A 24632-nucleotide genomic window follows, 5' to 3' on the forward strand; every position below is an offset into this window, starting at 1 on the left:
CTGGGTCACTTCGGCCTGCAGGGCCTTGCGGTCGCTGGCCGAGTTGGTGGCGTTGGAGGCCTGCACCGACAGCTCGCGGACGCGCTGCAGGTTGTTGCCGATTTCGGTCAGCGAACCTTCGGCGACCTGGGCCAGCGAGATGCCGTCGTTGGCGTTGCGGATGGCGACGTCGGTACCGCGGATCTGCGTGCCGAAGCGCTCGGAGATCGCCAGGCCGGCGGCGTCGTCCTTGGCGCTGTTGATGCGCGAACCGGAGGACAGGCGCTGGATGGTGGTGGCCAGCGAGCTGCCGCTGGTGCTCAGGTTACGCTGAGCATTCAACGACATCGTATTGGTGTTGATGACTTGTGCCATGAGGAGAGGTCCTTGAGCGGTTGCACGTGAGTTGGGTCAGACGCCCCCGACGTGCCCCGGGGGCGGCTCATGTCAGCGCTGCAACAGGCTGAGCACGTTCTGCGGTACCTGGTTGGCCTGGGCCAGCATGGCCGTACCGGCCTGCTGCAGGATCTGGGTGCGGGTCAGTTCGGCGGTTTCCTTGGCGAAGTCGGTATCGCGGATGCGGCTGCGCGATGCGGACAGGTTCTCCGAGGAGGTCTGCAGGTTGGCGACCACCGAGGTGAAGCGGTTCTGGATCGCGCCGAGGTCGGCGCGGACGCTGTTGACCGATTCCAGGGCCTTGTCGACGATCGACATCGCCTTCTGTGCGCCTTCGGCGGTGGTGACGTTGAGGTCCTTGACGAAGCTGGCCGCCGCACCGGTCAGGGTGCCGCCGTTGGTGCTGGTCTCGGTCAGGCCCAGGCCGGCAATGGTCGCGGCGGTGACGCCGGCCGGCGGGGTTGCCGCGCTGACGCCCAGGGCGAAGGTCTGGCCATCCTTGACCGAAGCCAGGCTGATGACGCCGGCATTGACCGAGGCCACCACGCCGGTTTCACCCAGCTTGTTGTTGATCGCCGCAGCGGTGGCCGAGGTGATCGACTCGCCGGCCTTCACGGTGAAGTCGCTGATGGTGACCGTGGTGGCGGTGCCGCCCGGCGGGGTGACCGAGACCTGCAGGCCGGAGTAGGTGGTGTCGGCCGTGGCCTTGTCCACCGCCAGCGCAGTGCCGGTGTAGCCGTTGGCAAAGGTGGCCGCCCCCAGCGAATCGGCCTTGGCGTTGACCACGCTGTTGATGGCGATGGCCTGGCCGGCGTTGGCACCGACCTGGAACAGCTGGCTGGTGAAGCTGCCGTCCAGCAGCTTGGTGCCGTTGAAGTCGGCCTGCTTGGCCACACGATCGATTTCCGAGACCAGCTGGGTCACTTCGGCCTGCAGGGCCTTGCGGTCGCTGGCCGAGTTGGTGGCATTGGAGGCCTGCACGCCCAGTTCACGGATGCGCTGCAGATTGTTGCCGACTTCATTCAGCGAACCCTCGGCGACCTGGGCCAGCGAGATGCCGTCGTTGGCGTTGCGGATGGCCACGTCCAGACCACGGATCTGGGTGGTGAAGCGCTCGCTGATGGCCAGGCCGGCCGCGTCGTCCTTCGCGCTGTTGATGCGCAGGCCGGACGAGAGGCGCTGGATGGTGGTGGCGAGCGAGCTGCCGCTGGTGCTCAGGTTGCGCTGAGCGTTGAGCGACATCGTATTGGTGTTGATTACCTGTGCCATGGGGTCGTCTCCTCTTATATGGAACCCGTTGGTGAATGAAACGAAGCGCCGCCTGTTTTTTTGTGTGGCTGTGTGCTTCGCCGTTGCCAAATGAATAACGGCGCTTTGTCAACAACCTTTAGCCGTGAATTCCGCTGAAGCCAGAATTCGTTGCCTGAAGCTGTTTTCCCGGGGTTTTCAGCCCTGTTGCCAGGGTGGAAGCGACCCCGGGAGGGGCGGTCGGGCAGGGCCTGACCAGCGCTGATGAAGGTATCGGCGGGGCGGGGTCGGGCTTGATGGAAAATCACGGAAAATTGGCTGGAACCTGCGCCAGGCAGCACCAGGCCATGTCCGTCGAGGGCAACAACACGGGAGCGCGCAAAAGAAAAAGGCCGCGATGCAGGGCATCGCGGCCTTTCAGGGGTGACGCAGGAGAGGCGTCAGCGCAGCTTGTTGAACAGCGACATCGACTGCATCTGCGAGAAGATTGTCTGCGCCGCCTGCAGTGCGGTGCTCTGCAGCTGGTACTGGCTCAGTGCATCGGCGTAATCCAGGTCGCGCATCTGCGACAGCGTGGTCTTCAGGGTCACGCCATTGGCCTCGCGCATCTCCGCCGCGTTGTCCAGCGCCTTCAACTGCGCACCACCGGCAGCGCGCGAATCGATCATCCGCTCCGAGGCGCGCGCCACGTCGCGCAGTGCGCTCTGCAGATGATTCTGCTGCGCAGTCATCTGCGCGGTGGTACCGGTGTCGGCACCCAGCGCGGCGACCAGGTTGTCCATGGTGGAGAAGATGTCGCGGCTGCTGGCGGCCTGTACGCTGAAGCTGTCGCCCGCTGCCGGTGCGCCGGTGATGCGCAGGCGCACACCGTTCACTTCCAGGTCGTCGCCAGCCTTGTAGGTGCCGGTGCCGGTCACGTTGCCCGCACCATCCACCACCTCGTACTGGGTGCCGGTGGTGAAGCGCACGCTGAAGCCCTGGCCGTTCCAGCTGTCGCTGCCGTCGCGGGTGATGTTGGTCAGCACGCCGTTGCCGGTGTTGCCGGCCGCGGCGCTGCCGTCAACGAAGCCATCGCCGGTGGGGATGCGCATGAAGATCTCGCTGCCGGGCAGGGCGTCGCGCACATAGGTATCGGGGCCGACTTCAACCTGGCGCTGGGTCTGGTCGCCGCGATAGACCACCTTGCCGTTGATCTTGGCAAACGGCGGGTCACCGTCGTTGGTGCCACCGAACACGTAGCGGCCGGTACCATCGTCGGCGTTGGCCAGCGACAGCAGGCCATCGCGGATCTGGTTGACCTCGGTGATCAGCGTCTTCTTGTCCGCCGCGCTCAGCGCCGGATTGCTGGCCTGGATGGTCAGATCGTTGACGCGCGCCATCAGGTCGTTGACCTGCGCCAGGGTGTTTTCCTGCACACCCAGGCGGTTCTGCACATTGCCGGCGTTGAGCTTCATGCGGTCCAGTGCGGCCAGGCTGCGATCAAGGCCGACTGCAGTGCCGGCGGCAACCGGATCGTCCTTGGCGCTGACGATCTTGCTGCCGGTGGCAATCTGCTGCTCCAGGTGGCTGAGCTTGGCCTGCTTGGCCATCATCAGCGACACCGACTGGTTGAACATCATGCTGGTGGAGATGCGGCTGCTCATCGGCGGACGGCTCCCAGGATGGTCTGGAACATGCTGTCGGCGGTGGAGATCAGCTGCGAGGCGGCCTGGTAGGCCTGCTGCAGGCGCAGCATGTCGGCGGCCTCTTCGTCCAGGTTCACCCCGGAGACCTCGTCGCGGGCTTCCTGTGCCTTGTCATTGATCACCAGCTGCGCATCGAGCGAGTACTCGGCTGAGCGGGCGGCTGCGCCGACCTGGGTGGTCAGGCCACCCAGTGCACCGTTCAGTGTCACCGTTCCGGCGTTGAAGGCCTTCGTGCTTTCCACCTTGGCCAGCCTGGAGGCGTTGCTGTTGTCCGACGAACCGGCCGGGGTCGGGGTGATATTGAAGGTATCGCCCACCTTGGGCGCGCCATCGAGCACGAAACTCCAGCCGTTGGCACTGATGGTCTGGCCAGGCGTATAGGTCTGCGGCGGGCCACCGTCGATGGTGTAGGTGGTCGCCGACGTGAACACGATCGCCGACGGGTTGCGCAGGTTCGCGTTGGCCGAATCGGTGACGGTGACGCCGCTCAGCTTGCCGGTACCGGTGTTGGCGGTGGCGGCTGCGCCCTTGACTGCGGCGGCCGCGGCAATGCGCGACGGATCGGTGATGGCCATCTCCAGGCTGCCGGCCACGCCGGCGGTGGGCTGCAGCAGGAAGCGGTCATTGGCCGCCGGGGTGCCGCCGACGACCAGGTTCACGCCGTTGATCACCAGCGGATCGGCGGCGGTGCCGGTGCCGGTCAGGGGAATGCTGGCGCCGGTGTCGGCGCGGCTGGCCTTCCAGGTGGTGCCATCGAACTGCAGCACCACGTTCTGTGCGTCCAGTTTGCCCAGGTCGCCATAGGTGGCGCTGAGGCTGGCGGTTCCGGTATTGCTGTTGTTGCCGGTCACGCGCGGGCTGCCGACGTTGAAGAAGTCCCCGCCCATCTGGCCATACAGATCCACACCCTGGTGGTGGACCTGGTTGAAGCTCTCGGCCAGGCCCACCGCCAGCTTGCCCAGTTCGGCCTGCGCAGGGGTCAGCACGGTGTCGCGGAATTCCAGCAGGCCACCGATCTGGCCACCGACCGCTTTCGGGTCGAGGCGGATGGTGTTGCCCTGGGTCTCCAGTGCCAGCTGCAGGCGCTCGGGCTGGTACGGATCGGCCACGGTGGTGACCTTGGTCGCCGTGGTGCCCACCACCAGCGCGTTGCCGCCGGCAGTGTAGACATTCATGATGCCGCCGTCCTGGATCACCGCGGTGCCACCGGTGTAGCCGATCAGCTGGGTGATCAGCTGGTCGCGGCGGTCGAGCAGGTCCGGTGCTGCCGAGGCAATGTTGGTGCCGATGGCACCGTTGATCTGCGCGATCTCCTGCGCAAGGCGGTTGACCTCGGTCGCACCGGCCAGCAGGCCGTTGTTGACCTCGCTGTTGAGATTGTTCAGGTGCGTGTTGAGCTGCACGAAGCGGTTGGCCAGCGCCTTGCCACCGTCGAGCATGTTCTGGCGGTCGGCGGTGCCGGCCGCGTTGGACGACAGGCCACTGACCGAGTCGAAGAAGTTCGACCAGACGCCGGCCACGTTGGTGGCGGCATCGGAGAACAGGGCGTTGACCCGGTCGGCCATGCCCGAAAGCTGCTTCAGGCGCGCCAGCTCACCGCTGCTGTCGAGCAGGCGCGAAATCGCCAGCTGGTCGGCCGTGCGACGGATGTCGGTGATGCGGGTGCCGTTGCCGACCGTGCCATAGCCATAGTTCTGTGGATCGGCGGTGGCGAAGTTCACCTTCTGCCGGCTGTAGCCGGGTGTATTGAGGTTGGCCACGTTGTGGCTGGTGGTCGCCAACGCACGCTGGAAGGCGAGCAGGGCACCGGTACCGGTGGAAAGTACGCTGGACATGGTGTTCCTCAACGACGAGTGATACCCAGCGCCGCGGTCGCGGTGCTGGCGAAGGTCTGGCCAAGGCGCGAGCCGGCGTCGGCCACGGCGGCTACGGCGCGCTCGATGGTCGGGCCGCCGGCGATCGCAGCGATCTTGGCGGCGTAGCGCGGATCGGTGGCGTAACCGGCGCGCTGGAGGCCACGGGCGAAGCCCTGCACGTCGGTGCCGGCCTGCAGGGCCTGCTGGTAGCGCGGGCTGGTCTTCAGCAGGCGCACGTAGTCGGCAAAGCTCTCGGCCGGTGAACTGTAGGCGCGGAAGCTGGCGGTTTCGTTGCGGCGCACGCCATCGACATATTCATGGGTGCCTGCCGTGGCGCGCTGGCCGTTCCAGCCAGTGGCCTTGATGCCGAACAGGTTGTGCGAGGTGCTGCCGTCGGCGTGCTTGATGTGGCGCTTGCCCCAGCCGGTCTCCAGCGCGGCCTGGGCGACCAGGGCGCGGGCATCCACGCCCAGTTCCCTGGCCGCGCTCTGTGCGTGCTGCCAGATACTGGCGACGAACCCCTCCGGGGTGTGCTCGCCGAGCTGGGCGACGGCGGTGCGCGTGGCCAGGGCATCGGCCGGGCTCACGGCCGTGCCGCGATTGCTGGCCGTCGCCGTCCACTGGTCGCTGTTGGCGGCCCAGTCCTCGCCCTGCAGGCTGCCGATGTACGGATCCTCGGTGCCCAGCGAGCGGTGCAGGCCGCTGCTCTCACGGCCGGCGATCAGGTCCAGTGCCTGCTCCATCGGTGCCAGCGCCGCCTGCGCACCGTGCTGTGCGCCTGCGGCCATCTGCTGCAGCATGCGCACGGCCTGGCTGCCATCTTCCAGGGGCAGCGACGGTGCCGGCCTGGCCGGCGCGTTGAGCTGGTAAGCGCGGCTGGCCTTGGCCGGATCCACGCGGGTATCCAGTGCCGGGCCTTCGGCGGCCTGGCCGGACAGCTGGCGGGTGATCATGCCGGACAGGCCCAGGCCCTTGCCGCGGGTCATCGCCTCGGCAATCTTCTGGTCGTACATGTCGCGGAACATCTTGTTCTCGCCGGGAAACAGCGAGTCGCCGAAGCTGGCATCGCGCATGCTCTTGACCAGCATCTGTGCGAACTGGCCTTCCAGCTGGCGTGCGACCTTGTCGATCTTCGCCGGATCGTTCTGCTGCGCCGGGTGCAGGTCGAATGCGGGATTGATGCGCATGTCAGATCACCTCGAGCTCGGCACTCAGTGCGCCGGCCTGCTTCAGGGCTTCCAGGATCGCGATCAGGTCGCCCGGTGCCGCACCCACGGCGTTCACCGCATGCACGATCTCGTCCAGGGTGGTGCCGCCGCTGAACTTGAACATGCGGCTGCCGTCGTTGGTGGCGGTGATGGTGGATTGAGGGCTGGCCACGGTACGGCCGCCCGACAGCGCATTGGGCTGGCTGACGTTGGTGTTCTCCTGGATCGTCACCGTCAGCGAACCATGCGAAATCGCCGCAGGGCCGACCCGCACCTGCTGGCCGATGACCACGGTGCCGGTGCGCGAATTGACCACCACCTTGGCCGGGGCGCTGCCCGGGGTCAGTTCCAGGTTCTCGATGCGCGCCAGCAGGCCGATGCGTGCGCCCGGATCGGTCGGTGCGGTGACGGCGACGGTCACGCCATCGATCGCGCGTGCCGCACCTTCGCCGAACGCGTTGTTGAGCGCGGCGACCATGCGCGAGACCGTGGTGAAATCATTGTTGTGCAGGTTCAGGGTGATGTCGCCGCCGTTGGCCAGCGGATCGGGCAGGGCACGCTCCACGGTGGCGCCGTTGGGAATACGGCCGACGCTGGGCACGTTCACCGAGACACGGGAACCGTCCTTGCCCTGCGCGCCAAAGCCACCCACGATCAGATTGCCCTGGGCGATGGCATAGATCTGGCCATCGGCGCCGCGCAGCGGGGCCATCAGCAGCGAGCCGCCGCGCAGCGACACCGCGTTGCCGATCGAAGACACCGTGATGTCGATCGGCTGGCCTGGCTTGGCGAACGGCGGCAGTTCGGCGTGGATCGCCACGGCGGCCACGTTCTTCAGCTGCGGGTTGACGTTCGGCGGCACGTTCACGCCCAGCTCGCCGAGCAGGTTCTTCAGGCTCTGCACGGTAAAGGGCGCCTGGCTGGTACGGTCGCCGCTGCCATCCAGGCCGACCACCAGGCCATAGCCCACCAGCGCATTGCCGCGCACGCCGCCGACCTGGGCGAGGTCCTTGATGCGCTCGGCGCTGGCCGGGGCGGCCACGATCAGCAGCATCAGCGACGCAATCAACGCCACGCGTCGCTGCCAGGAAGTAGAGAAGGAGAAGTTCATGGCCATACTCAGAACGGCGTCAGGCCGGAATTGAAGAAGCGGCTCAGCCAGCCCATTGCGTTGGACTGCGCGACCGGGCCGCGGCCGCCGTAGACGATGCGGGCCTCAGCCACGCGGCTGGAAGGAATGGTGTTGTCCTGGCTGATGTCGCCCGGGCGCACGATGCCCTGCACCTGCACCAGTTCATCGCCCTGGTTCAGCCGCAGGTTCTTCTGCCCCTGTACCACCAGGTTGCCGTTGGGCAGGCGCTGGATCACCGTGACCGTGACGCTGCCCTGCAGGCGGTTGCTCTGCGCGCTGTTGCCCTTGCCGGTGAAGTCACGCGCGCCCTTGGCGGTGGCACTGAGGATGTCCTTGCCGCCCAGGGTGACCGGCGCACCGAGGATGGACGGCGTGCCCAGGCTCAGGTTGGATTCCTTGTTGGTGGCCGTGTTGGCGCTGGTCTGCGCGGTGGTGTTTTCCAGCAGGGTGATCGTCAGCAGGTCGCCGACATCGCGCGCGCGGCGGTCCGAATACAGCTGCAGGGTAGGGCCAGCGGCGTAGATCGCACCGGCGGTGGGCGCGGCCTGCGGCGGCATGATCGGCTGGATCGGTGCCATCGCCGGATAGGGGCGCACGTCGCCCGCGATCACACAGCCACCGAGCAGGGCGACCACGGTGCAGGCGAGGGCAGTACGGGCGAGGTTGGAAATGGGCGACATGGCGGTTTCCCGGTTGGGCCGGTCAGATCTTGTTGTTGAGATAGCCGAGCATCGAGTCGGTGGTGGAGATCGCCTTGGCATTCATTTCGTAGGCGCGCTGGGTTTCGATCATCGACACCAGCTCTTCCACCACATTGACGTTGCTGCCTTCGAGCGCACCCTGCACCACGGTGCCGAGACCGTTCAGGCCGGGATTGCCGTTCTGGGCCGGGCCCGAGGCCGTGGTTTCCAGGAACAGGTTCTCGCCGCGCGCCTGCAGGCCGGCCGGATTGACGAAGTCGGTCAGGGTCAGCGCACCGACTTCCACCGACGCGGCGTTGTCGGCCATCTTTACGCTGATGGTGCCGTCGCTGCCGATGGTGACCGACTGCGCGCCCTCGGGAATCTGGATGCCCGGCTGCACCGGGTAGCCGCTGTTGGTGACCAGCTCGCTGTCCTGGTTTATCTTGAACGAGCCATCGCGGGTGTAGGCCGAGCTGCCGTCGGGCATCTGCACTTCGAAGAAGCCGCGGCCGTTGACCATCACGTCCAATGCGCGGCCGGTCTGCTGCTGGCCACCCTGCTCGAAGTTCTTGGCGGTGGCGACCACGCGCACGCCGGTACCCAGCTGCAGGCCGGTCGGCAGCTGCGTCTGCGCCGACGAAGAGCCGCCCGGCTGCCGCACCTGCTGGTACAGCAGGTCCTCGAAGCTGGCGCGGTCCTGCTTGAAGCCGGTGGTGTTGGTGTTGGCGAGGTTGTTGGAAACCACCGACATGCGCATCTGCTGCGCATCCAGTCCGGTTTTCGCGATCCACAATGCCTGGTTCATCTTCGGAGTCCTGTCTGGGTGAAGCCGGCCGCGCAATGCGGCCCTTGGTAGCGGGTGTGCAAGCGGTGTGCCAGCGCCGCGCCCGGGCGGCGCCGGAAATCCGTCAGCTGCCCAGGCGGAGCAGGCTGTTGGCGCTGCGCGCGTTGTCGTCGCCGTGCTTGATCACCTGCACCTGCATTTCGTACTGGCGCTGCAGCTGGATCATCTGCACCAGCGCACCGGCAGCATCGACGTTGCTGCCCTCCAGTTGCCCGCTGTGCACGGCGGTGCCCTGTGCCGGTGCGAACGGCTGGCGCGGGTCGGTGTTGCGGAACAGGCCATCCAGCCCGCGCTCGAGGCGCTCGTCCGGCGCCTGCACCACCTTGATCCGGCCGATCTGCGCCATCGTCTGCGGGCCTTCGCCCTGCGGGATGATCGAGATCGTGCCGTCGGCGCCGATCTCCATCGCCTGGTAGGGCGGAATGGCGATCGGGTTGTTGTTGTCATCCAGCACCGTGCGCCCGCCAGAGGTCACCAGCTGGCCGTTCGGCGTCACCGACAGGGCTGCGCCACGCGTATACGCTTCGCTGCCATCGCTCGCCTGCACCGCCAGCCACGTGCCGCTCTGCAGTGCAAGGTCCAGCGGTTTGCCGGTGATGTGCTGCGCGCCGGGCCGGCGGTTGAAGCCGGCGTCGACGTGCAGCGCATCCACCCGCGAGGCAAAGCCCGGACCCTTGATCGGGAAGGCTTCGGTGTTGGCCAGCGCTTCCTTGAAGCCAGGAGTGTCCGAGTTGGCGAGGTTGTGGCTGAGCGTTCCCTGCGCCTGCAGGGAGGCGCGGGCACCGGTCATCGCCACGTAAAGGGCTTTATCCATGCGGGGAGTTCCGTGACAGGGTCAGCAGCTCATCAACGGATGTTGATGACGGTCTGGGTGATCTGGTCCTGCGTGGTGATCATCTGCGCGTTGGCCTGGAAGTTGCGCTGCGCGGTGATCATGTTGACCAGCTGCTCGGTGAGGTCGACGGTGGACGCTTCCAGCGAACCGGCCTGGATCTTGCCGAGGTTGGAGGTGTCCGGCATGCCGGTGCGCGGCGTGCCCGACTCGAAGGTCTCCACCCACAGGTTGTTGCCCTTCGATTCCAGTCCCTGGGTGTTGTTGAATGTGGTCAGCGCGACCTGGCCCAGCGGCTTGTCGTCGCCGTTGGAGTAGCGCGCATACACCACGCCCGACTCGGACACAGTGATTTCGTTGAGCTTGCCGGCCGCGTAGCCGTCCTGCTGGGTGTTGCGCAGGGCGAACTTCTCGCCGTACTGGGTCGAACCGCTGATGTCCAGCGTCATGTTCAGCTGGCCAGCGCCCGTGGTCGGGGTGAAGGTGCCGAGGCCAACCTTGCCGTTGGCCGGGGCGGTCAGCTTGCCGCTGTTGTCGAAGGTGACCGCGGTCGGGGTGCCAGCGGGCTGGCCATCGACATAGTTGTGCACGGTCCATTCGTTGGGGTTGGCGCCCTTCACGAAGTACGAGACCTGGATATGGCTCACGCCCAGCGAGTCGTACACGGTGATGCCGCCGCTGGAGTGGTTGTAGCTGTTGGAGTCGGTCGGGTCGAACGTGGCCACGGTGGGCTGCTTGGCGTTGGCCGGCAGGGTGAAGCCCACCTTCACTTCGCTGGTCTGCTTCGGCGGGCTGTCGGTGGTCAACAGCTGCAGGTCGACCAGGCGGCCGGCATCGAAGTTGGTGCCATCGGCATTCGGCGCGAACACCTGCAGGCGCGCGCCCTGCGGATTGACCACGTAGCCGGCCGAATCGGTCTGGAAGTTGCCGGCACGCGAGTACACGCGCGAACCGTTCATGTTCATGGTGAAGAAGCCCTCACCGGAAATGGCCATGTCCAGGCTGCGCCCGGTCTGCTCGTTGTGGCCCTGGATGAACTGCTGGGCGACGTTGGAGACGCGCACGCCCGAGCCGGTCTGGTTCTTCGACAGGCCATAGCTGGTGGAGGCGAACAGATCGGCGAACTCGGCGCGCGACTGCTTGAAGCCGGTGGTGTTGACGTTGGCGACGTTGTTGGCGGTGACGCTCAGGTCGGTGTTGGCGGCATTGATGCCGGACAGCGAGACATTGAAGCCCATGGGATGCTCCTGGTTGATGCGGGATGTGCGGCTCAGCTGACGCGGAGCACGTAGTCGATCGGGGCCGTGCCCAGGCCCTTCAGGTTCAGGTACAGGCCGTCGGACCCGACGGTCACGCTTTCCACCGGCGCCTGCACATAGGTGGACAGCTTGGTGCTTTTGCCGGCGGTATCGACATGGTTGGCAACGATGGAATACTTGCCAGGTTCCATGCGCTTGCCGTTGGCGTCCTTGCCGTCCCACTGGAAGGCGGTTTCGCCTGCCGCCTTGGCTTCCACGCTCAGCGAGGTGACCTTGGCGCCGGTGGCATCGGTGATATCCACGGTGATGATGCCGGCCGACGGCGCGGCCACCGTGCCCTCGACGCTGCCTTCCTTCTCCAGCACCAGCTTTTCCGACGGCACCAGCACCTGGTGGCCGACCAGCGCCGCGCCACGCAGCACCTGGTCGCTGGCCATCGACTCCTGGAAGCCCTTCACCGTCTTGTTCAGATCGGTGATGCCCTGCACGGTGGACATCTGCGCCATCTGCGCGACCATCTGCGTGTTGTCCATCGGCTTCAGCGGATCCTGGTGCTGCAGCTGCTCGGTCATCAGGCGCAGGAAGTCGGCCTGATCGAGCGTGTTCTTCTTTTTCGTGGCGTTGCTGTTGGGGGCGTTCAGGCCCAGCGCGGAATAGACGTCCTGGCTGGTCTGGTTGTTGACGGCGGTGGTCATGGCGGTATCCGGTGCTGCGGGCCTCAGCGGCCCATGGTCAAGGTGGCCAGGGCCAGTTCCTTGGCGGTGGTCAACATCTCCACGCCGGCCTGGTAATTGCGCGAGGTCGAGATCAGGTTGACCATCTGCGCCACCGGATCGACGTCGGGCTGGTAGATGTAGCCATCGGCGTCTGCCAGCGGGTGGCCCGGCTCGTAGCGCTTGATCGGCGCCGCCTCGCTCTGGGTGATCTCCTTCACCTTCACCGAGGTGATGTTGGGATCGTTCTTGCTGGTGACGGCCTGGAAGATCGGCTCCAGCGGCTTGTACACGGCGTCGGCAGACCCGGCCACGGTGTCGGCGTTGGAGAGATTGGAGGCGATGGTGCTCATGCGCACCGACTGCGCCTGCAGCGCGGAGCCGGCGATATCGAAGATCGGCAGGTTGCTCATGGCTTATTGCCCCGTGATCGCGGTCAGCATGGAACGCACCTTGCTCTCGACGAAGCTGAGCGAGGCGCGGTACTCGAGCGCGGCACGGCCATAGGCGGCACGCTCGGCATCGGGATCGACGGTGTTGCCGTCCAGGCTGGGCTGCACGCCCTCGCGCGCGATCTGGAACGGGTTCAGGCCACTACTGATTTCGTAGTGCTGCTCATGGGTGGTGGCCATCAGGCCGTTGGCATCCTGCCCCTGGGCATGGCGCAGGGCGGCATCGAAGTCCAGGTCCTGGGCCTTGTAGCCGGGGGTGTCGGCATTGCCGAGGTTGCTGGCGATCAGCTTCATCCGCTGTTCGCGCAACGGCATGGCCTGGGCGTGGACGCCCAGGTAGTCGGTAATCAGGTTGCGCACGGTGCACTCCCACGGGAACGTTGCCCGGGAAGCTGCAAGGGGTGTGCCAAATTCGAGAGGGTAGTGCCGGCCGCTGGCCGGCTCCCCGATGGATCTGCGGTTGCCGGCCAGCGGCCGGCACTACCGGATCAGTGGCCGTCAGGCCGCCATCGCCACCTTGCGCAGGCGGTCCAGCACGAAATCGGCCAGCTCGTGCGGCGAGTACTTGGCGACGAACGCGTTGGCGCCGACGCGCTCGACCATGGCGTTGTTGAAGACGCCCGACAGCGAGGTGTGCAGCAGCACGTAGAGGCCGGCCAGGCCCGGGTGGCGCCGGATTTCCGTCGTCAGCGTGTACCCATCCATGGCCGGCATCTCGATGTCGGAGATGACCATGGCATAGCGTTCGGCCGGGTTTTCGCCCGAGGCGTGGATCTGCAACAGGTGGTCGAGAGCCTGCTTGCCGTCGGAAAGCAGGGTGGCACCCACGCCCAGCTGATCCAGCACGCTGCGGATCTGCTGGCGGGCCACGCGCGAGTCGTCCACCACCAGCACCTGCAGCTGGGGGCCATCGGCGGGCATTGCCATCGCCGGATCGAGTACGGCGTCACCGCGGACCTGGGCGATATCGGCCAGCACGCTTTCAACGTCGATCACCTGGATCAGCTCACCCTGGAAGCGGGTTACCGCGGTCAGGTAGCTCGACTCGGCGCCAAGCTCCGGCGGCGGGTGGATGTCTTCCACCGCGATGTTGACGATGCGTTCGACGCCGCTGACCAGGAACCCCTGGATCGAGCGGTTGAATTCGGTGACGACCAGGTAACCCGGCGAGGTATCGGCATCGGGCTCACGTTCGGGGTGGCCGATCGCCAGGCCCAGGTCCAGCACCGGCACCGAGCGGCCGCGCACGTCGGCCACGCCGGCGAACTGGCTGGGCAGGCCGGGTACCTGGAACAGCTCCGGGCGCCGCAGGACTTCCTGCACCTTGAAGACATTGACGCCAAAAAGCTGACGTCCGCCGAGACGGAACAGCAGCAGCGCCAGGCGGTTGTGGCCGGCCAGACGGGTCCGCTGGTCGATCCGGTTGAGCAGGTCATGGGACATGGCTGCTGTATCGGCGTGTTGGGCGCCAAACTTGAGGGCGCTCTGCCACCTGTGCCCTCCACACTGCGTTTGTAGAGTCGACTGTCAGTCGACTGATCTTCGATCCGATCACGGGAAACCCCGCGCTTCGCGCAAAAGTCGACTGGCAGTCGACTCTACCCATCCGGTCGCATCCCCATCCCGGATCCGATCAACGGGCCCGGCGCTCTGGCACACCCCTTGCACGCACCTGGGCCAGGTCTTGCCGATTGAAGGAGGCGCCATGCGCCGGGTCACATCTCTATTCGCCATCGCGCTGGCCCTGGCCTCGCCGTGGGCGGCTGCCGCCGACTGGCAGCCGGTGGCGAGCATCCGCGCGGCGGCCTTGTCGACGCTGCCGGCGGGCAGCGAGGGCGAAGCCCAGGTGGCCGATGCGCTGCGCCTGCCGAAGTGCGGAGGGGCGTTGCAGGTGCAGCCCACCGCCAACACCACGGTGGAAGTCAGCTGTCCAGATGCGGGCGGCTGGCGCCTGTTCGTGCCGGTGAAGGTGCGCCGCAACCAGACCGTACTGGTGCTCAACCGTGGAATCGGCACTGGAGAAACCCTCACCGCCGCCGATATCACCACTGCCCAGCGTGATGCCGCCCGGATCGCCGGCGCGGTGCTGGCCGATCCCAATGCGGCGATCGGCCGCATCGCCCGTCGTCCGTTGCAGGCCGGGGCCCTGCTGTCGAGCAACGATCTGGTGGTGCAGCGTCTCATCAAGCGAGGAGACAATGTGGCCCTGGTGTCGCGTCGCGGCTCGGTCGAGGTCCGCATTGCCGGCCGTGCGATGGGTGATGCCGGTGAGAACGAACGGGTCTCGGTCGAGAACCTGTCCTCGCGGCGGATCGTGCAAGGCACGGTCGATGCCGCAGGTGACGTAATCGTGGCGCGTTGAATTACCGCAAAATATCCCTAAAGATCACGGCCCTGTGGCCGTTATCCCTTGTGAACGGCAACTCCAGGACACCCCATGAGCCAGAAAATCGACGGCAACCTGCAGGTCCCCCAGGCACTGCGCAGCGTGACGACCCCGGCCAACAAGCCCGGTGTCAGCACCGATGCGGCGGCGCGCCCGGTCGAGGCGGCCGACAGCCTGCGCCTGACCGGCGAGGCCACCAACCTGCAGGCGATCGAGCGCGAGCTGACCACCGCCCCGGCGATCGACGCCCAGCGCGTGGCCGCCGTGCGCGAGTCGCTGCAGAACGGCACCTACAAGATCAATCCGGACGCGATTGCATCGCGCATGCTCGATCTGGACCAGCAGCTGCACGGATGACTGCGGCGATGAGCGAGCCGCTGCAGCGTCTCGCCCAGGCCCTGGACGTTGAACGCCAGGCCCTGGTCGAGCACGACGTGCACGCCCTGATCCGGGCTACCGGCGCCAAGCTGGAAGCGTTGCGTGCGCTCGAAGGCGCGCCGCCGGTGGGCGAGGGCGAACAGCTGCAGGAACTGGCCGAGCGCAACCGGGCCAATGGCGTGCTGCTGTCGCGCCGCCGCCGCGAGGTGAACTGGGCGCTGCGCCAGCTCGGCCGCACCGAAGACGCCTCGGCCTACGATGCCAAGGGCCAGTCGCACACGGTCAGCATCGGCCGGCCCCTCGCCGTCGCCTGAGGCGACGGCGGTCGCATAACCCCTCCCGGCGGGCTGAAGCCTGCTGCATGACCGCGTATATTGGGCGCCTGTTCGAACGTCCCGAGTCGCCGTGTCCGCTGCCAACGCCCTGGTTACCGCCCCCCTTCCGCCACAGCCGGTGCTGCAGGCCCTGCTTGAGCGCTTGCGCGAAGGCCTGCTGCTGTTCACCGATGACGGGCAGGTGGCCCTGGCCAATCCGGCCGCACAGAACCTGCTGGCCAGTGGCGAGGACGGCGGGTTGCCGCCGCCGCAGCGCCTGCGCGAACTGCTGCCGCCCGATGCGCTGGAACAGGCTCGCCAGCATGGTCACTGGAATGGCAGCCTGCCGCTGGGCGAGGGCGTGGTCATCGCCCATCTGTACCACCATGGTCCGGTCGGCCAAGGGCATTTCCTCGCCCTGTTCCGCCACATCGAAGGGCAGGAAGACTACGAACGCGAACTGCAGCAGCGCCATGCCGAATTGCGCCAGGCCTACCTGCGCCTCAATGGCACCCAGGAAAAGCTGCTCCAGTCGGAGAAGATGGCGTCGATCGGCCAGCTGGCCGCCGGCGTCGCGCACGAGATCAACAACCCGATCGGTTACGTGCACTCCAACCTGGGCAGCCTGCAGGAATACCTGCGCAGCCTGTTCACCGTGATCGAAGCCTACGAGCGCGCCCTGCGCGCGCCGGACCCGAAAGCGCTGATCCCGGAAATCGATGATATCCGTGACCGCCTGGATATCGATTTCATCAGCCGCGACCTGCCGCAGCTGATGGCGGAATCGCGCGAAGGCATCGAGCGGGTCACCCGCATCGTGCGCGACCTGAAGGATTTCTCGTATTCCGGCCGCGACGAGTCGTGGAAGCTGGTCGACCTGCACGCGGGCCTGGAATCGACCATCAACATCATCTGGAACGAACTCAAGTACAAGGTCACCCTGGTGCGCGAGTTCGGCCAGTTGCCCCTGGTGGAGTGCCTGCCATCGGAGTTGAACCAGGTCTACATGAACCTGCTGCTCAACGCCGGCCATGCCATCGCCGAGCGCGGCACGATCACGGTGCGTACCGGCGTTGATGGCGATCACGTCTGGGTTGAGTTCGAAGACACCGGCGGTGGCATCTCGCCGGAACTGCGCCAGCGCATCTTCGATCCGTTCTTCACCACCAAGCCGGTGGGCAGTGGCACCGGCCTGGGCCTATCGATCTCCTACAGCATCATCAACAAGCACCACGGCCGCATCGACCTGGACAGCACACCCGGCGTGGGCTCGCGCTTCCGCGTGGTGCTGCCGGTCAAGCAGCCGCGCTGACCGCTTCCGGATTGGAACCGGACACCCAGAGCAGCCGGCCAGCGGCCGGCTCTACCGGGGTCAATCGGTAGTGCCGGCCGCTGGCCGGCAACCTCGTTGAACCGGACACCCGGAGCAGCCGGCCAGCAGCCGGCCAGCGGCCGGCTCTACCCGGCGGAATTGTCATCGCAACGGCCGATCCTCGCCGCCATCTCCGCTCTCCACCGGCGCCGGGCCGGCATTGCTGCGACGCTGTTCCTCGTACGTGCGGAACGCCTGGTGGATGTGCTTGCGCAGCTCGTCGTCGTTCCACGGCTTGGTCAGGAAGCGGTAGATCGCGCCGCGGTTGATCGCATCGGTCACCGTGTTCAGATCGGTGTAGCCCGACAGCACTAGGCGGATCGTATCCGGGTACAGCATCTTCACCCGGCCCAGGAACTCGGTGCCGCTCATGTCGCTCATGCGCTGGTCAGACAGGATCACCTGCACGTCATTGATCGCCAGCAGGTCGAACGCATCACGCACGTTGCCGGCAGCCAGGATGCGGTAGCCGTCGCGGCGGAACAGGCGCACCAGCGAGCGCAGCACGTTCTCCTCGTCATCCAGCAGCAGCAGCGTCCGGTCCGGGCGCGTCTCGGCGAAGGCTTCCGGACGCAGGTAGCGGCGGCGCAGGGTCATGCCGGCGGCATCGGCCGACATCGGTTCGCCGAACAGGTAGCCCTGGAACACGTCGCAGTCGTTGCGGCGCAGGAAGCCCAGCTGGGCCTGCGATTCCACGCCGTTGGCGATCACGGTCATGCCCAGCTGGTGGCCCATGGCGATGATCGCGCGGGCGATGGCCGCTTCACGATTGCCGGCCGGCGCGCTCTTGATGAAACTGCGGTCGATCTTCAGCTTGTCCACCGGGTAGCGCACCAGCGCGCTGAGGCTGGAGTCGCCGGTACCGAAGTTGTCCAGGCTCAGGCTGATGCCTTCGTTGCGCAGGTTGGCCAGCGTTTCGTGGACGAAATTGACGTTGTTGGTCAGCGCACTCTCGTTGATCTCCAGCGTCAGCATGTGCGCCGGTACGCCCGCCGCCTGCAGCAGTGACATCACTTCGGCGAAGAAGTTCGGCCGCAGCAGCTGCAGGGTGGACACGTTCACTGCGATGGTGAAGTCATCGAAGCCCTGGTCGCGCCACAGCCGCGCCTGCTTCAAGGCGCCTTCCAGCACCCAGGTGCCGATCTGCACGATGATGCCCAGGCGTTCGGCGGTGCGCATGAAGCGCTCCGGCACCAGCATGCCCAGGGTCGGCGACTGCCAACGCAGCAGCGCTTCCATGCCCACCACGTGGCCGTCGCGTGCGCTTACCAGCGGCTGGTAGCGCAGCTTCAGCTCGCCATTGGGAATGGCATCGACGATCTGGCGCGCGATGATGCTCTCGCTGTGCGCACTCGGCGGGGTGTCCACCGCATGGATGCGCACGGCATTGCCGCCTTCGCGGGCGGCCTGGTACAGCGCATCCTCGGCATGGTCGAGCAGGCGCGAGGTGCTGCTGGCATGTTCCGGGCACAGGCTCACGCCCAGCTTGCCGGTCATGAACAACGTGTACGGCAGCACCGACAGCGGCAGCTCCATCTGCTGGCGGATCTCCTCGGCGAAATCCTCCGGCAACGGCAGATCGGCGGTGCGCGGCACCGCGATCAGGAACTCGTCGCTGCCATGTCGCCACAGCTTGCCGCGCCCGCGCAGGTAAGACTGCAGGCGCTGTGCCACCAGCACCAGCGCCTGGTCGCCCACTTCGGCACTCATGTTTTCGTTGACCGATGCGAAATGGTCGATGTCCACGTGCATCAGCATCAGCGCGATGCCGCCTGAGGCTGCCTCGGCAACCATTGCCTGCAGTTCGGGGTTGCTGGCGCCAAGGCGGTCGGGAGCGTCATCAATGCTGACCGGGGGCAGGTTGGGATTCCACATGGCTCAGTATTCCGGTGAATCGACGGCAGCCCTGCTGGCCGCCTGGTAGGGGAGGTGGACATCGACCAGGGTGCCTTCGCCATGCGCGGATTCAATCCGCACGTGGCCACCGACGCTCTGTGCGCGCTCGCGCATCACGATCAGGCCCAGGCCGCGCGGGCCGTCCGGATCGAAGCCCTCGCCGTCATCGCGGATCTGCAGGTGCAGGCCGCGCTGGCCGACATCGCGCAGCTGCAGCAGGACCTGGCTGGCGCGCGCATGGCGCAGCGCATTGGTCAGGCTTTCCTGCGCGATGCGGAAGCAGGCCTGCTCGATACTGTTGTCGGGGCGATGGGGCAACGGCTCGATCTCGGCCAGCAGCTCCACCGGCGAGGAGCGGAACAGAACCCGCGCCTGCCAGCTGAGCGCTGCCTCCAGGCCCAGTGCATCCAGCTGCGGCGGGCGCAGCAGGGTAGAGATGTCGCGCAGTTTGGCCACGGTGGTGTCGGCCAGGCTGACGATCTGCGCCAGATCCTGCCCACGCCGCTGCGGATCGTCCTCTTCCAGCGCGGCGTGCGCCGACAGCTTGATCGCGGTGATGGCCTGGCCGATGTCATCGTGCAGGTCGCGCGAAATCGCACGACGCTCGTCCTCCTGCAGCGAGAACAGCCGCCCGGCCATCGCCTGCAGTTCGCGGTTGCTGGTTTCCAGCGCGCTGCGGATGCGTTCGGAATCACTGAGGTCGCGCACGATCAGCAGCTTGCAGTCGCGGCCACCGTAGCGCACGTCGCCCACCGCCAGGCCGGCATGGAAGCTGCGGCCGTCGCCGCGCTGCATGGCCACCACGCTGCTGTGGCCCGGTCCCAGGTGTGGCTGGCCGGCACGCAGCTGGCTGCGCACCCGCGGCAGGTCTGCGGCAGCGACCAGCGCCGACAAGGGCTCGCCCAGCAGGGTATGGCTGCCGTAGCCGAACAGGCCGGCGGCCCAGGCGTTGGCGTACAGCACATGTTCGTCGGAGAGGATCACCACGCCGTCGGGCAGTACCCGCACAAGCTCGCGGAACTGCTCCTCGCGCTCGCGCAGCAGGCGCCGCGACTGCTCGCGTTCGGTCACGTCCTGCAGCGTGCCCAGCACGCGGTTGCGGCCAGCTTCATCAAGACCACTGGCGGCGCGCAGGTGCACCATCAGCGCGCGCCCGTCCATCGACAGCAGCGGCAGCAGCACGTCCACCTGCACCGGCTCGCCGGAACACAGCTCGGCCAGCAGCTGCTCGGTCTGGGTGGCGGTGGCCGGGTCGGCCGGCACCAGCAGCTCGTCGAAGCGGTGCCAGCGGCGGGCTTCGGGCGGGCGGCGGCCGAGCAGGCGATAGACCTGGTTGGAATAGCGGCCCAGCCCGGTGGACGGGTCCAGCTCCCAGGCACCGATGCGGGCCAGTTCGTGGGCCTCTTCCACCCGTGCCAGCGCCTGGTCACGACGCAGCTGGGCCAGGTCCTCGGCAGTGCGATCGATGGCGATCAGCAGGCGCGCGTTGTGACCGTCGTAGCTGATCGCGTTGGAGCGCAGTTCCATCTGCCGCAGCGCGCCATCGCGCAGCTGCAGCTGTGCGCGCAGGATGCACAGCTCTTCGGGCGCCTCGCGGATCGCCTCCAGCTTGGTCTGCAGCGCCTGGCCCTGGCCGGGTGGCCACAAGGCGTCGATGGTCTGTTCCAGCAGCTCATCGCGCTCCCAGCCGAAAGCGGTGCAGGCGGCCGGGTTGGCATCGAGGATCGCCAATGTGTCCAGGTCATAGACGAGGATCGGGCCGGGATTGCCCTCGAACATCTGCCGCAGGCGCAGCTCAGAGGCCTGCTGGCGGGCGTGGGTATGCAGCACGTGCTCGGCCAGTGGACGCAGCAGCAGGTACAGCAGGCCCGCGCTGGCCAGGGCGAAGAACGAGCCCTTCAGGCCCTGCCACAGGGCCGCCTGCTGCGGATCGGGCACCAGCGCCTGCACCACGCTGTCGGTGGAGATCATCCAGGCCAGCGCCATCACCAGGTAGCTCAACACCACCCGCCGCCGGTCACGGCTCAGCGCCTGCGCCATCCGTGGGTCGGGAACTGGGGCGTTGCCGGTCGGTTCTGCGGGCATGGACGGGGCGGGTGAAAGGGGCGCCGGTCATCTTACCCCGCAGCGTGCCGTCACCACTCAATTATCCGCCGCAGGCGCCGTTAACCACTGCGTGCCCCGCTGACGGGCGTGTCATCCGGAGCAAGATCGCGTGGACCAAGGGATCATCGCCAGCCTGCTGCAGCACCCGCTTGCGTCGGCGCTGGTCATCGTCGACCGTACCGGGCGCCCGCTGGCGGCCAATCCGGCCGCGCGTGAGCATGGCCTGCCGGCCACCGTGGCGGCCTATGCGCCGATGCTGGAAGATCTGCGCCTGATGGCCGCCGATGGCGGCATCGTGCCCTGCACGCTGCCGGGCGGCCCGCGCGGCCACTACGACGGTCACCTGCGCGCCGTGCATGACGGTGCCGGCAACCTGCTGGCGTTCACCCTGAGCATTCCCGAGCCGGTGCCGGTCGACGGGGGCGGGCGCTGGGAACTGGCACTGGACAGCGCCGGCCATAGCCTGTGGGACTGGGACATCCCCAGTGACCGGGTGGCGCGCACGCCGGCGCTGGTCGACGAGACGGCCACTGAAATGCTGTCGCGCGTCCACAGCGAGGACATCGACCAGGTGCGCGCCGCGCTCGACGAGCACCTGCGCGGGCGCAGCGAGCAGTACAGTGCACAGTTCCGCTTCCGCCAGGCCGATGGCCAGTGGCGTTGGGTGCTGGATCGCGGCCGCGTGGTCGCGCGCACCGCCGATGGCCAGCCGCTGCGCATGGTCGGCACGCATACCGATATCGAACAGCAGAAGCAGCTCGAATCGCTGCTGCAGGAGCAGCAGCTGCACCTGAGCGAAGCCCAACGCATCGCCAGCATGGGCAGCTGGTCGTTCGACCCCAACAGCGGGCACTTCTGGTGGTCGCCGGAACTGCGCTCGCTGCTGGCACTGGAGCACGGCGCCGTGCCCGGCCAGCGGCGCTGGCTGAAGCAGCTGCACCCGCGCTCGCGTGGCGCGCTGCGTGCGGCATGGCGGCGGCTGTGGCGCGATGGTCGCGCCGCCAATCTCGAGCTGGAGCTGACCCGCGGCCATGAGCCATCACAGCACCTGCGGCTGTGGATGCAGCCGCTGCTGGACTTGGACGGGCAGCCCAAGCGCCTGCTCGGCCAGGTGCAGAACATCACCGAACAGCATCAGACCGACGCATTGATTCGTTGGCGCACCGAACTGCTGAACCGGGTTTCCGCGCTGGGCCGCATCGGCGGCTGCGAGATCGAGGTGCAGACACGGAGCATGCAATGGACCGAGGAGTGCTATCGCATCCACGGCCTGCGCAAGGAACCGATCACCCTCGACCAGGCGATGGCGCTGTACACCGAAGACTCGCGCGATGCGTTCGAGGCGGCGCTGGCCCGCATCGCCAACGGCGGCCTGCCCGAGCAGCTGGACCTGTGCTTCTACCGCCAGTCCGGCCTGCGTGTCTGGGTGCAGGTGCTGATCGAGCTGGATCGTCGTGACGGACTGCCGCCGCGCTTCGTGGTGCTGTTCCGTGACATCACCCGCGAGCGCGAGGCCAACGAGCGCATTGAACTGCTGGCCCACTACGATCTGCTGACCGGCCTGCCCAATCGCGTGCTGCTCGGCGAGCAGACCGCCGAGGCCATCGAAGAAGCACGCGATCGCGGTACCTCGCTGGCGATGCTGTTCATCGACCTGGACGGCTTCAAGACCATCAACGACAGCTTCGGCCACGCCACCGGCGACGCGCTGCTGAAGGCTGCCGCCACCCGCCTGCACCAGAACCTGCGCAACAACGATCTGTTCGGCCGCTTCAGTGGCGACGAGTTCATTGTGGTGCTGCGCGACCTGGCCGAGCCGGAAGACGCCGGCCACGTGGCGCGCAAGCTGATCGCCTCGCTGGCTGAGCCGCTGCGCCGTGGCGAGACCACGTTGAAGGTCGGCGCCAGCGTCGGCATCGCGATGCTGGGCGATGCGCAGACCGACTTCGATTCACTGCTGCGCGCTGCCGACGCCGCCATGTACGCGGCCAAGGAAGCCGGACGCAACACCTACCAGTACTACAGCCAGGATGCCCTGGCCCGGATCCAGCGCAGGCTGGAGCTTGAGCACGCGCTGCACGGTGCGATCGAGCGCGAGGAGTTCAGCCTGGCCTATCAGCCGCTGCTGCATGCCCACCAGGGCGAGCCGCCGGCCATCGAAGCACTGCTGCGCTGGCATCGACCCGGCATCGGCTATTGCAGCCCGGCCGAGTTCATTCCCATCGCCGAGAAGTGCGGCGAGATCGTGCGCATCGGCGACTGGGTACTGAACGAAGCCTGCCGCCAGGCAGCCGCCTGGGACCGGGCTGGACTGCATTTCGACCGCATCGCGGTCAACGTGTCGGCGGTGCAGCTGCGTGATCGTGGCTTCGCCGAGCGCGTGATCGACATCTGCCATGCCCACGGCTGGCCGCCGCAGCGGCTGGAGCTGGAGCTGACCGAATCGGCGCTGATCCGTGACACCGACATCCTGCGCCACTGCTTCGACGTGCTCGAACGGCACGGCGTGCCGCTGGCGGTGGACGACTTCGGTACCGGCTTCTCCAACCTCAACTACCTCAACCGCTTCCCGGTGGGGCGCCTGAAGATCGACCGCAGTTTCGTGCAGGGCATGCTGCACGACTCCGGCACGGCCGAAGTGACCCAGGCCATCGTGCACCTGGGCCATGCGCTGGGCATGAAGGTCGTGGCGGAGGGCGTGGAAACGCACCAGGAAGAAGACATGCTGCGCCGCCAGGGCTGCGACGAGATCCAGGGTTACCTGTACTCGCGCCCGCTCAGCCCGCGCGACCTGGCGCAGTGGCTGCGCCAGCAGCGCCCGTTGCCGATGCGCACCGACGCCAGCAGCGAAGCGGTGCTGGTGCGCTGACAGTCTGCGCTGGCAGGCACGTGCTCTGGTAGGTGCCGACCTTGGTCGGCACGAATGCTTGCGCTCGGCGTAACCCCGCCCTGATGGGTGCCGACCTTGATCGGCACCAATGCCTGCATGCGACCCTCCACGCGTGGCGTGGATCTACCTGGGAAACTCCGCCTTCAACTGCGTGCGCAGCGCCTCGACGATGGCCGCATAGCGGCGCTTCTGGACCAGATAGCTGGCCAGGAACAGCGGCAGTATCAGCAGCATCGGCGCCACCATCGGGCGCATCGCCACCAGTGGCAACAGCAGCACCGACAGGATCGCCACGAACCAGCTGCACAGGCCGATCACCCGCACCTCGTGCCGCCGTGCGTTGAGCACGATGCGTCCACGCATCACCGGGAAGTAGCGCAGGCCGAAGCTCGGCGCGAAGCTCTCGCGGAACGCCATGCTGCCATCGGGCAGCGCATGGAAGGCCAGTCGCAGCCACTTGTCCTGCGGCAGGTCACGCTCCAGGCTACCCAGCGAGAGCCGGGCCTGCATGGCCGGTGACGCCGCCATGCGTTCGTTGAACAGGGTGATGCCCCAACTGAAATAGCCAGCCACCCAGGCCATCAGGAGGACGGTCTCCAACAGCAGAAGTGCGATCAGGGCGATGGCCATCGGTCTTCCATGAAAGGGACCGGGGCATCATGCCATGCGGGATGCCTCACCCACGCAGGGCGTGGATCTACTTCAGGGCTTCGCCATCCAACCCCAGGTCCCACGCCAGTCCCAGCAGCGCCTCGTCCGTCGGCGACGGGGCAGGGCGCGCATCGGCCAGCTGCTGCAGCTCGCGGATTTCCTCGCGGGCGACCTCTTCCAGCTGTTGCAGCTGCTCACGCACGCTCGCGTTGCGCGGGCGCTCGGTGTGGAGGAGGGAGGGCAGGGCGCGGATCAGGGTCATGGTGCGCGTACAGGATGCATCCAGCGGTGGGTCACAGGCAAAGGCCCCGGACGAGCCGGGGCCTTGCGGGCTGCCGGCGAGGGCAGCGGA

The 24632-nt window shown here is 67.1% G+C and carries 23 protein-coding genes; 5 read left to right on the top strand and 18 right to left on the bottom strand.

Annotated features, from left to right (window positions below; translation table 11 throughout):
• From AC5P66_RS08385 to AC5P66_RS08450, 14 genes are all read right to left on the bottom strand, one after another.
• Window positions 1-354: flagellin N-terminal helical domain-containing protein (locus tag AC5P66_RS08385; protein WP_495202977.1), on the bottom strand; the 354-nt coding region annotated here is incomplete at its 3' end.
• A 72-nt stretch (window positions 355-426) separates the two neighbouring features.
• Complete coding sequence (locus AC5P66_RS08390; RefSeq protein ID WP_005416451.1) at window positions 427-1644, bottom strand: flagellin; 1218 nt, start codon at window positions 1642-1644, stop codon at window positions 427-429.
• Between the two features lie 419 nt (window positions 1645-2063).
• Window positions 2064-3266, bottom strand: a complete 1203-nt coding sequence (gene flgL / locus AC5P66_RS08395) for a flagellar hook-associated protein FlgL (protein WP_495216189.1) — start codon at window positions 3264-3266, stop codon at window positions 2064-2066.
• Entirely contained in the window at window positions 3263-5143 is a 1881-nt protein-coding gene (gene flgK / locus AC5P66_RS08400) for a flagellar hook-associated protein FlgK (RefSeq protein WP_049412411.1), read from the bottom strand. Before flgK ends, flgL begins: the two co-directional genes overlap by 4 nt.
• An 8-nt stretch (window positions 5144-5151) precedes the next feature.
• A complete protein-coding gene (gene flgJ / locus AC5P66_RS08405; RefSeq protein WP_100478063.1) occupies window positions 5152-6351 on the bottom strand; it encodes a flagellar assembly peptidoglycan hydrolase FlgJ in 1200 nt (399 codons plus the stop codon).
• 1 nt (window position 6352) lies between these two features.
• The gene (locus tag AC5P66_RS08410) at window positions 6353-7483 is read right to left on the bottom strand and encodes a flagellar basal body P-ring protein FlgI (protein WP_049439677.1); all 1131 of its coding nucleotides are present in this window, start codon (window positions 7481-7483) and stop codon (window positions 6353-6355) included.
• 8 nt (window positions 7484-7491) lie between these two features.
• On the bottom strand, window positions 7492-8184 hold the full coding sequence (flgH, locus tag AC5P66_RS08415; protein ID WP_005416456.1) for a flagellar basal body L-ring protein FlgH: 693 nt from the start codon (window positions 8182-8184) through the stop codon (window positions 7492-7494).
• Window positions 8185-8206: 22 nt separating this feature from the next.
• The gene (flgG, locus tag AC5P66_RS08420; protein ID WP_005416457.1) at window positions 8207-8992 is read right to left on the bottom strand and encodes a flagellar basal-body rod protein FlgG; all 786 of its coding nucleotides are present in this window, start codon (window positions 8990-8992) and stop codon (window positions 8207-8209) included.
• A 103-nt stretch (window positions 8993-9095) separates the two neighbouring features.
• The gene (locus tag AC5P66_RS08425; protein ID WP_049412405.1) at window positions 9096-9845 is read right to left on the bottom strand and encodes a flagellar basal body rod protein FlgF; all 750 of its coding nucleotides are present in this window, start codon (window positions 9843-9845) and stop codon (window positions 9096-9098) included.
• 32 nt (window positions 9846-9877) lie between these two features.
• Window positions 9878-11101: a flagellar hook protein FlgE gene (gene flgE, locus AC5P66_RS08430; protein ID WP_005416459.1), complete on the bottom strand. Its 1224-nt coding sequence runs from the start codon at window positions 11099-11101 to the stop codon at window positions 9878-9880.
• A gap of 32 nt (window positions 11102-11133) precedes the next feature.
• Window positions 11134-11817: a flagellar hook assembly protein FlgD gene (locus tag AC5P66_RS08435; RefSeq protein ID WP_005416460.1), complete on the bottom strand. Its 684-nt coding sequence runs from the start codon at window positions 11815-11817 to the stop codon at window positions 11134-11136.
• A 23-nt stretch (window positions 11818-11840) separates the two neighbouring features.
• The gene (gene flgC / locus AC5P66_RS08440) at window positions 11841-12248 is read right to left on the bottom strand and encodes a flagellar basal body rod protein FlgC (RefSeq protein ID WP_005416461.1); all 408 of its coding nucleotides are present in this window, start codon (window positions 12246-12248) and stop codon (window positions 11841-11843) included.
• Window positions 12249-12251: 3 nt separating this feature from the next.
• A complete protein-coding gene (flgB, locus tag AC5P66_RS08445) occupies window positions 12252-12647 on the bottom strand; it encodes a flagellar basal body rod protein FlgB (RefSeq protein ID WP_005409576.1) in 396 nt (131 codons plus the stop codon).
• Between the two features lie 138 nt (window positions 12648-12785).
• Complete coding sequence (locus AC5P66_RS08450) at window positions 12786-13730, bottom strand: chemotaxis protein (RefSeq protein ID WP_019659622.1); 945 nt, start codon at window positions 13728-13730, stop codon at window positions 12786-12788.
• 262 nt (window positions 13731-13992) lie between these two features.
• On the opposite strand from AC5P66_RS08450, the gene flgA reads away from it, so the two are divergent.
• The 4 genes from flgA (at window position 13993) to AC5P66_RS08470 (ending at window position 16677) form a co-directional block, all read left to right on the top strand.
• Window positions 13993-14649 carry a flagellar basal body P-ring formation chaperone FlgA gene (gene flgA / locus AC5P66_RS08455; protein ID WP_049412400.1) on the top strand — a complete coding sequence of 219 codons (657 nt, stop codon included), beginning with the start codon at window positions 13993-13995 and terminating at the stop codon, window positions 14647-14649.
• 75 nt (window positions 14650-14724) lie between these two features.
• Complete coding sequence (gene flgM / locus AC5P66_RS08460; RefSeq protein WP_005409579.1) at window positions 14725-15030, top strand: flagellar biosynthesis anti-sigma factor FlgM; 306 nt, start codon at window positions 14725-14727, stop codon at window positions 15028-15030.
• Window positions 15027-15365, top strand: coding sequence for a FlgN family protein (locus AC5P66_RS08465; RefSeq protein ID WP_014037132.1), 339 nt, complete (start codon window positions 15027-15029; stop codon window positions 15363-15365). The genes flgM and AC5P66_RS08465 overlap by 4 nt, the downstream gene beginning before the upstream one ends.
• 91 nt (window positions 15366-15456) lie before the next feature.
• Complete coding sequence (locus tag AC5P66_RS08470) at window positions 15457-16677, top strand: ATP-binding protein (RefSeq protein WP_049412396.1); 1221 nt, start codon at window positions 15457-15459, stop codon at window positions 16675-16677.
• Between the two features lie 162 nt (window positions 16678-16839).
• On the opposite strand, the gene AC5P66_RS08475 is transcribed toward AC5P66_RS08470, so the two are convergent.
• Both AC5P66_RS08475 and AC5P66_RS08480 read right to left on the bottom strand, forming a co-directional pair.
• Window positions 16840-18612, bottom strand: a complete 1773-nt coding sequence (locus AC5P66_RS08475) for an EAL domain-containing protein (RefSeq protein ID WP_099495666.1) — start codon at window positions 18610-18612, stop codon at window positions 16840-16842.
• A 3-nt stretch (window positions 18613-18615) separates the two neighbouring features.
• Window positions 18616-20718: a sensor histidine kinase gene (locus AC5P66_RS08480; protein WP_049412391.1), complete on the bottom strand. Its 2103-nt coding sequence runs from the start codon at window positions 20716-20718 to the stop codon at window positions 18616-18618.
• A 130-nt stretch (window positions 20719-20848) separates the two neighbouring features.
• Between AC5P66_RS08480 and AC5P66_RS08485 the strand changes: the two genes are divergently transcribed.
• On the top strand, window positions 20849-23608 hold the full coding sequence (locus AC5P66_RS08485; protein ID WP_099495665.1) for a bifunctional diguanylate cyclase/phosphodiesterase: 2760 nt from the start codon (window positions 20849-20851) through the stop codon (window positions 23606-23608).
• Between the two features lie 144 nt (window positions 23609-23752).
• On the opposite strand, the gene AC5P66_RS08490 is transcribed toward AC5P66_RS08485, so the two are convergent.
• Both AC5P66_RS08490 and AC5P66_RS08495 read right to left on the bottom strand, forming a co-directional pair.
• Complete coding sequence (locus AC5P66_RS08490) at window positions 23753-24259, bottom strand: hypothetical protein (protein ID WP_263467648.1); 507 nt, start codon at window positions 24257-24259, stop codon at window positions 23753-23755.
• A gap of 67 nt (window positions 24260-24326) precedes the next feature.
• A complete protein-coding gene (locus tag AC5P66_RS08495; protein ID WP_049412380.1) occupies window positions 24327-24542 on the bottom strand; it encodes a hypothetical protein in 216 nt (71 codons plus the stop codon).
• Window positions 24543-24632 lie beyond the last annotated feature (90 nt).

The organism is Stenotrophomonas sp. YJH_SMC_122 (assembly GCF_059369535.1).

Coding starts and splice junctions, on each gene's coding strand:
- flgG (WP_005416457.1), bottom strand. CDS start 8,992: ATGAACCAGGCATTGTGGATCGCGAAAACCGGACTGGATGCGCAGCAG.
- AC5P66_RS08425 (WP_049412405.1), bottom strand. CDS start 9,845: ATGGATAAAGCCCTTTACGTGGCGATGACCGGTGCCCGCGCCTCCCTG.
- flgK (WP_049412411.1), bottom strand. CDS start 5,143: ATGTCCAGCGTACTTTCCACCGGTACCGGTGCCCTGCTCGCCTTCCAG.
- AC5P66_RS08480 (WP_049412391.1), bottom strand. CDS start 20,718: ATGCCCGCAGAACCGACCGGCAACGCCCCAGTTCCCGACCCACGGATG.
- AC5P66_RS08490 (WP_263467648.1), bottom strand. CDS start 24,259: ATGGCCATCGCCCTGATCGCACTTCTGCTGTTGGAGACCGTCCTCCTG.
- AC5P66_RS08475 (WP_099495666.1), bottom strand. CDS start 18,612: ATGTGGAATCCCAACCTGCCCCCGGTCAGCATTGATGACGCTCCCGAC.
- flgC (WP_005416461.1), bottom strand. CDS start 12,248: ATGAGCAACCTGCCGATCTTCGATATCGCCGGCTCCGCGCTGCAGGCG.
- AC5P66_RS08390 (WP_005416451.1), bottom strand. CDS start 1,644: ATGGCACAGGTAATCAACACCAATACGATGTCGCTCAACGCTCAGCGC.
- AC5P66_RS08465 (WP_014037132.1), top strand. CDS start 15,027: ATGACTGCGGCGATGAGCGAGCCGCTGCAGCGTCTCGCCCAGGCCCTG.
- flgE (WP_005416459.1), bottom strand. CDS start 11,101: ATGGGCTTCAATGTCTCGCTGTCCGGCATCAATGCCGCCAACACCGAC.
- AC5P66_RS08410 (WP_049439677.1), bottom strand. CDS start 7,483: ATGAACTTCTCCTTCTCTACTTCCTGGCAGCGACGCGTGGCGTTGATT.
- flgL (WP_495216189.1), bottom strand. CDS start 3,266: ATGAGCAGCCGCATCTCCACCAGCATGATGTTCAACCAGTCGGTGTCG.
- AC5P66_RS08495 (WP_049412380.1), bottom strand. CDS start 24,542: ATGACCCTGATCCGCGCCCTGCCCTCCCTCCTCCACACCGAGCGCCCG.
- flgH (WP_005416456.1), bottom strand. CDS start 8,184: ATGTCGCCCATTTCCAACCTCGCCCGTACTGCCCTCGCCTGCACCGTG.
- flgM (WP_005409579.1), top strand. CDS start 14,725: ATGAGCCAGAAAATCGACGGCAACCTGCAGGTCCCCCAGGCACTGCGC.
- flgJ (WP_100478063.1), bottom strand. CDS start 6,351: ATGCGCATCAATCCCGCATTCGACCTGCACCCGGCGCAGCAGAACGAT.
- flgA (WP_049412400.1), top strand. CDS start 13,993: ATGCGCCGGGTCACATCTCTATTCGCCATCGCGCTGGCCCTGGCCTCG.
- AC5P66_RS08450 (WP_019659622.1), bottom strand. CDS start 13,730: ATGTCCCATGACCTGCTCAACCGGATCGACCAGCGGACCCGTCTGGCC.
- AC5P66_RS08435 (WP_005416460.1), bottom strand. CDS start 11,817: ATGACCACCGCCGTCAACAACCAGACCAGCCAGGACGTCTATTCCGCG.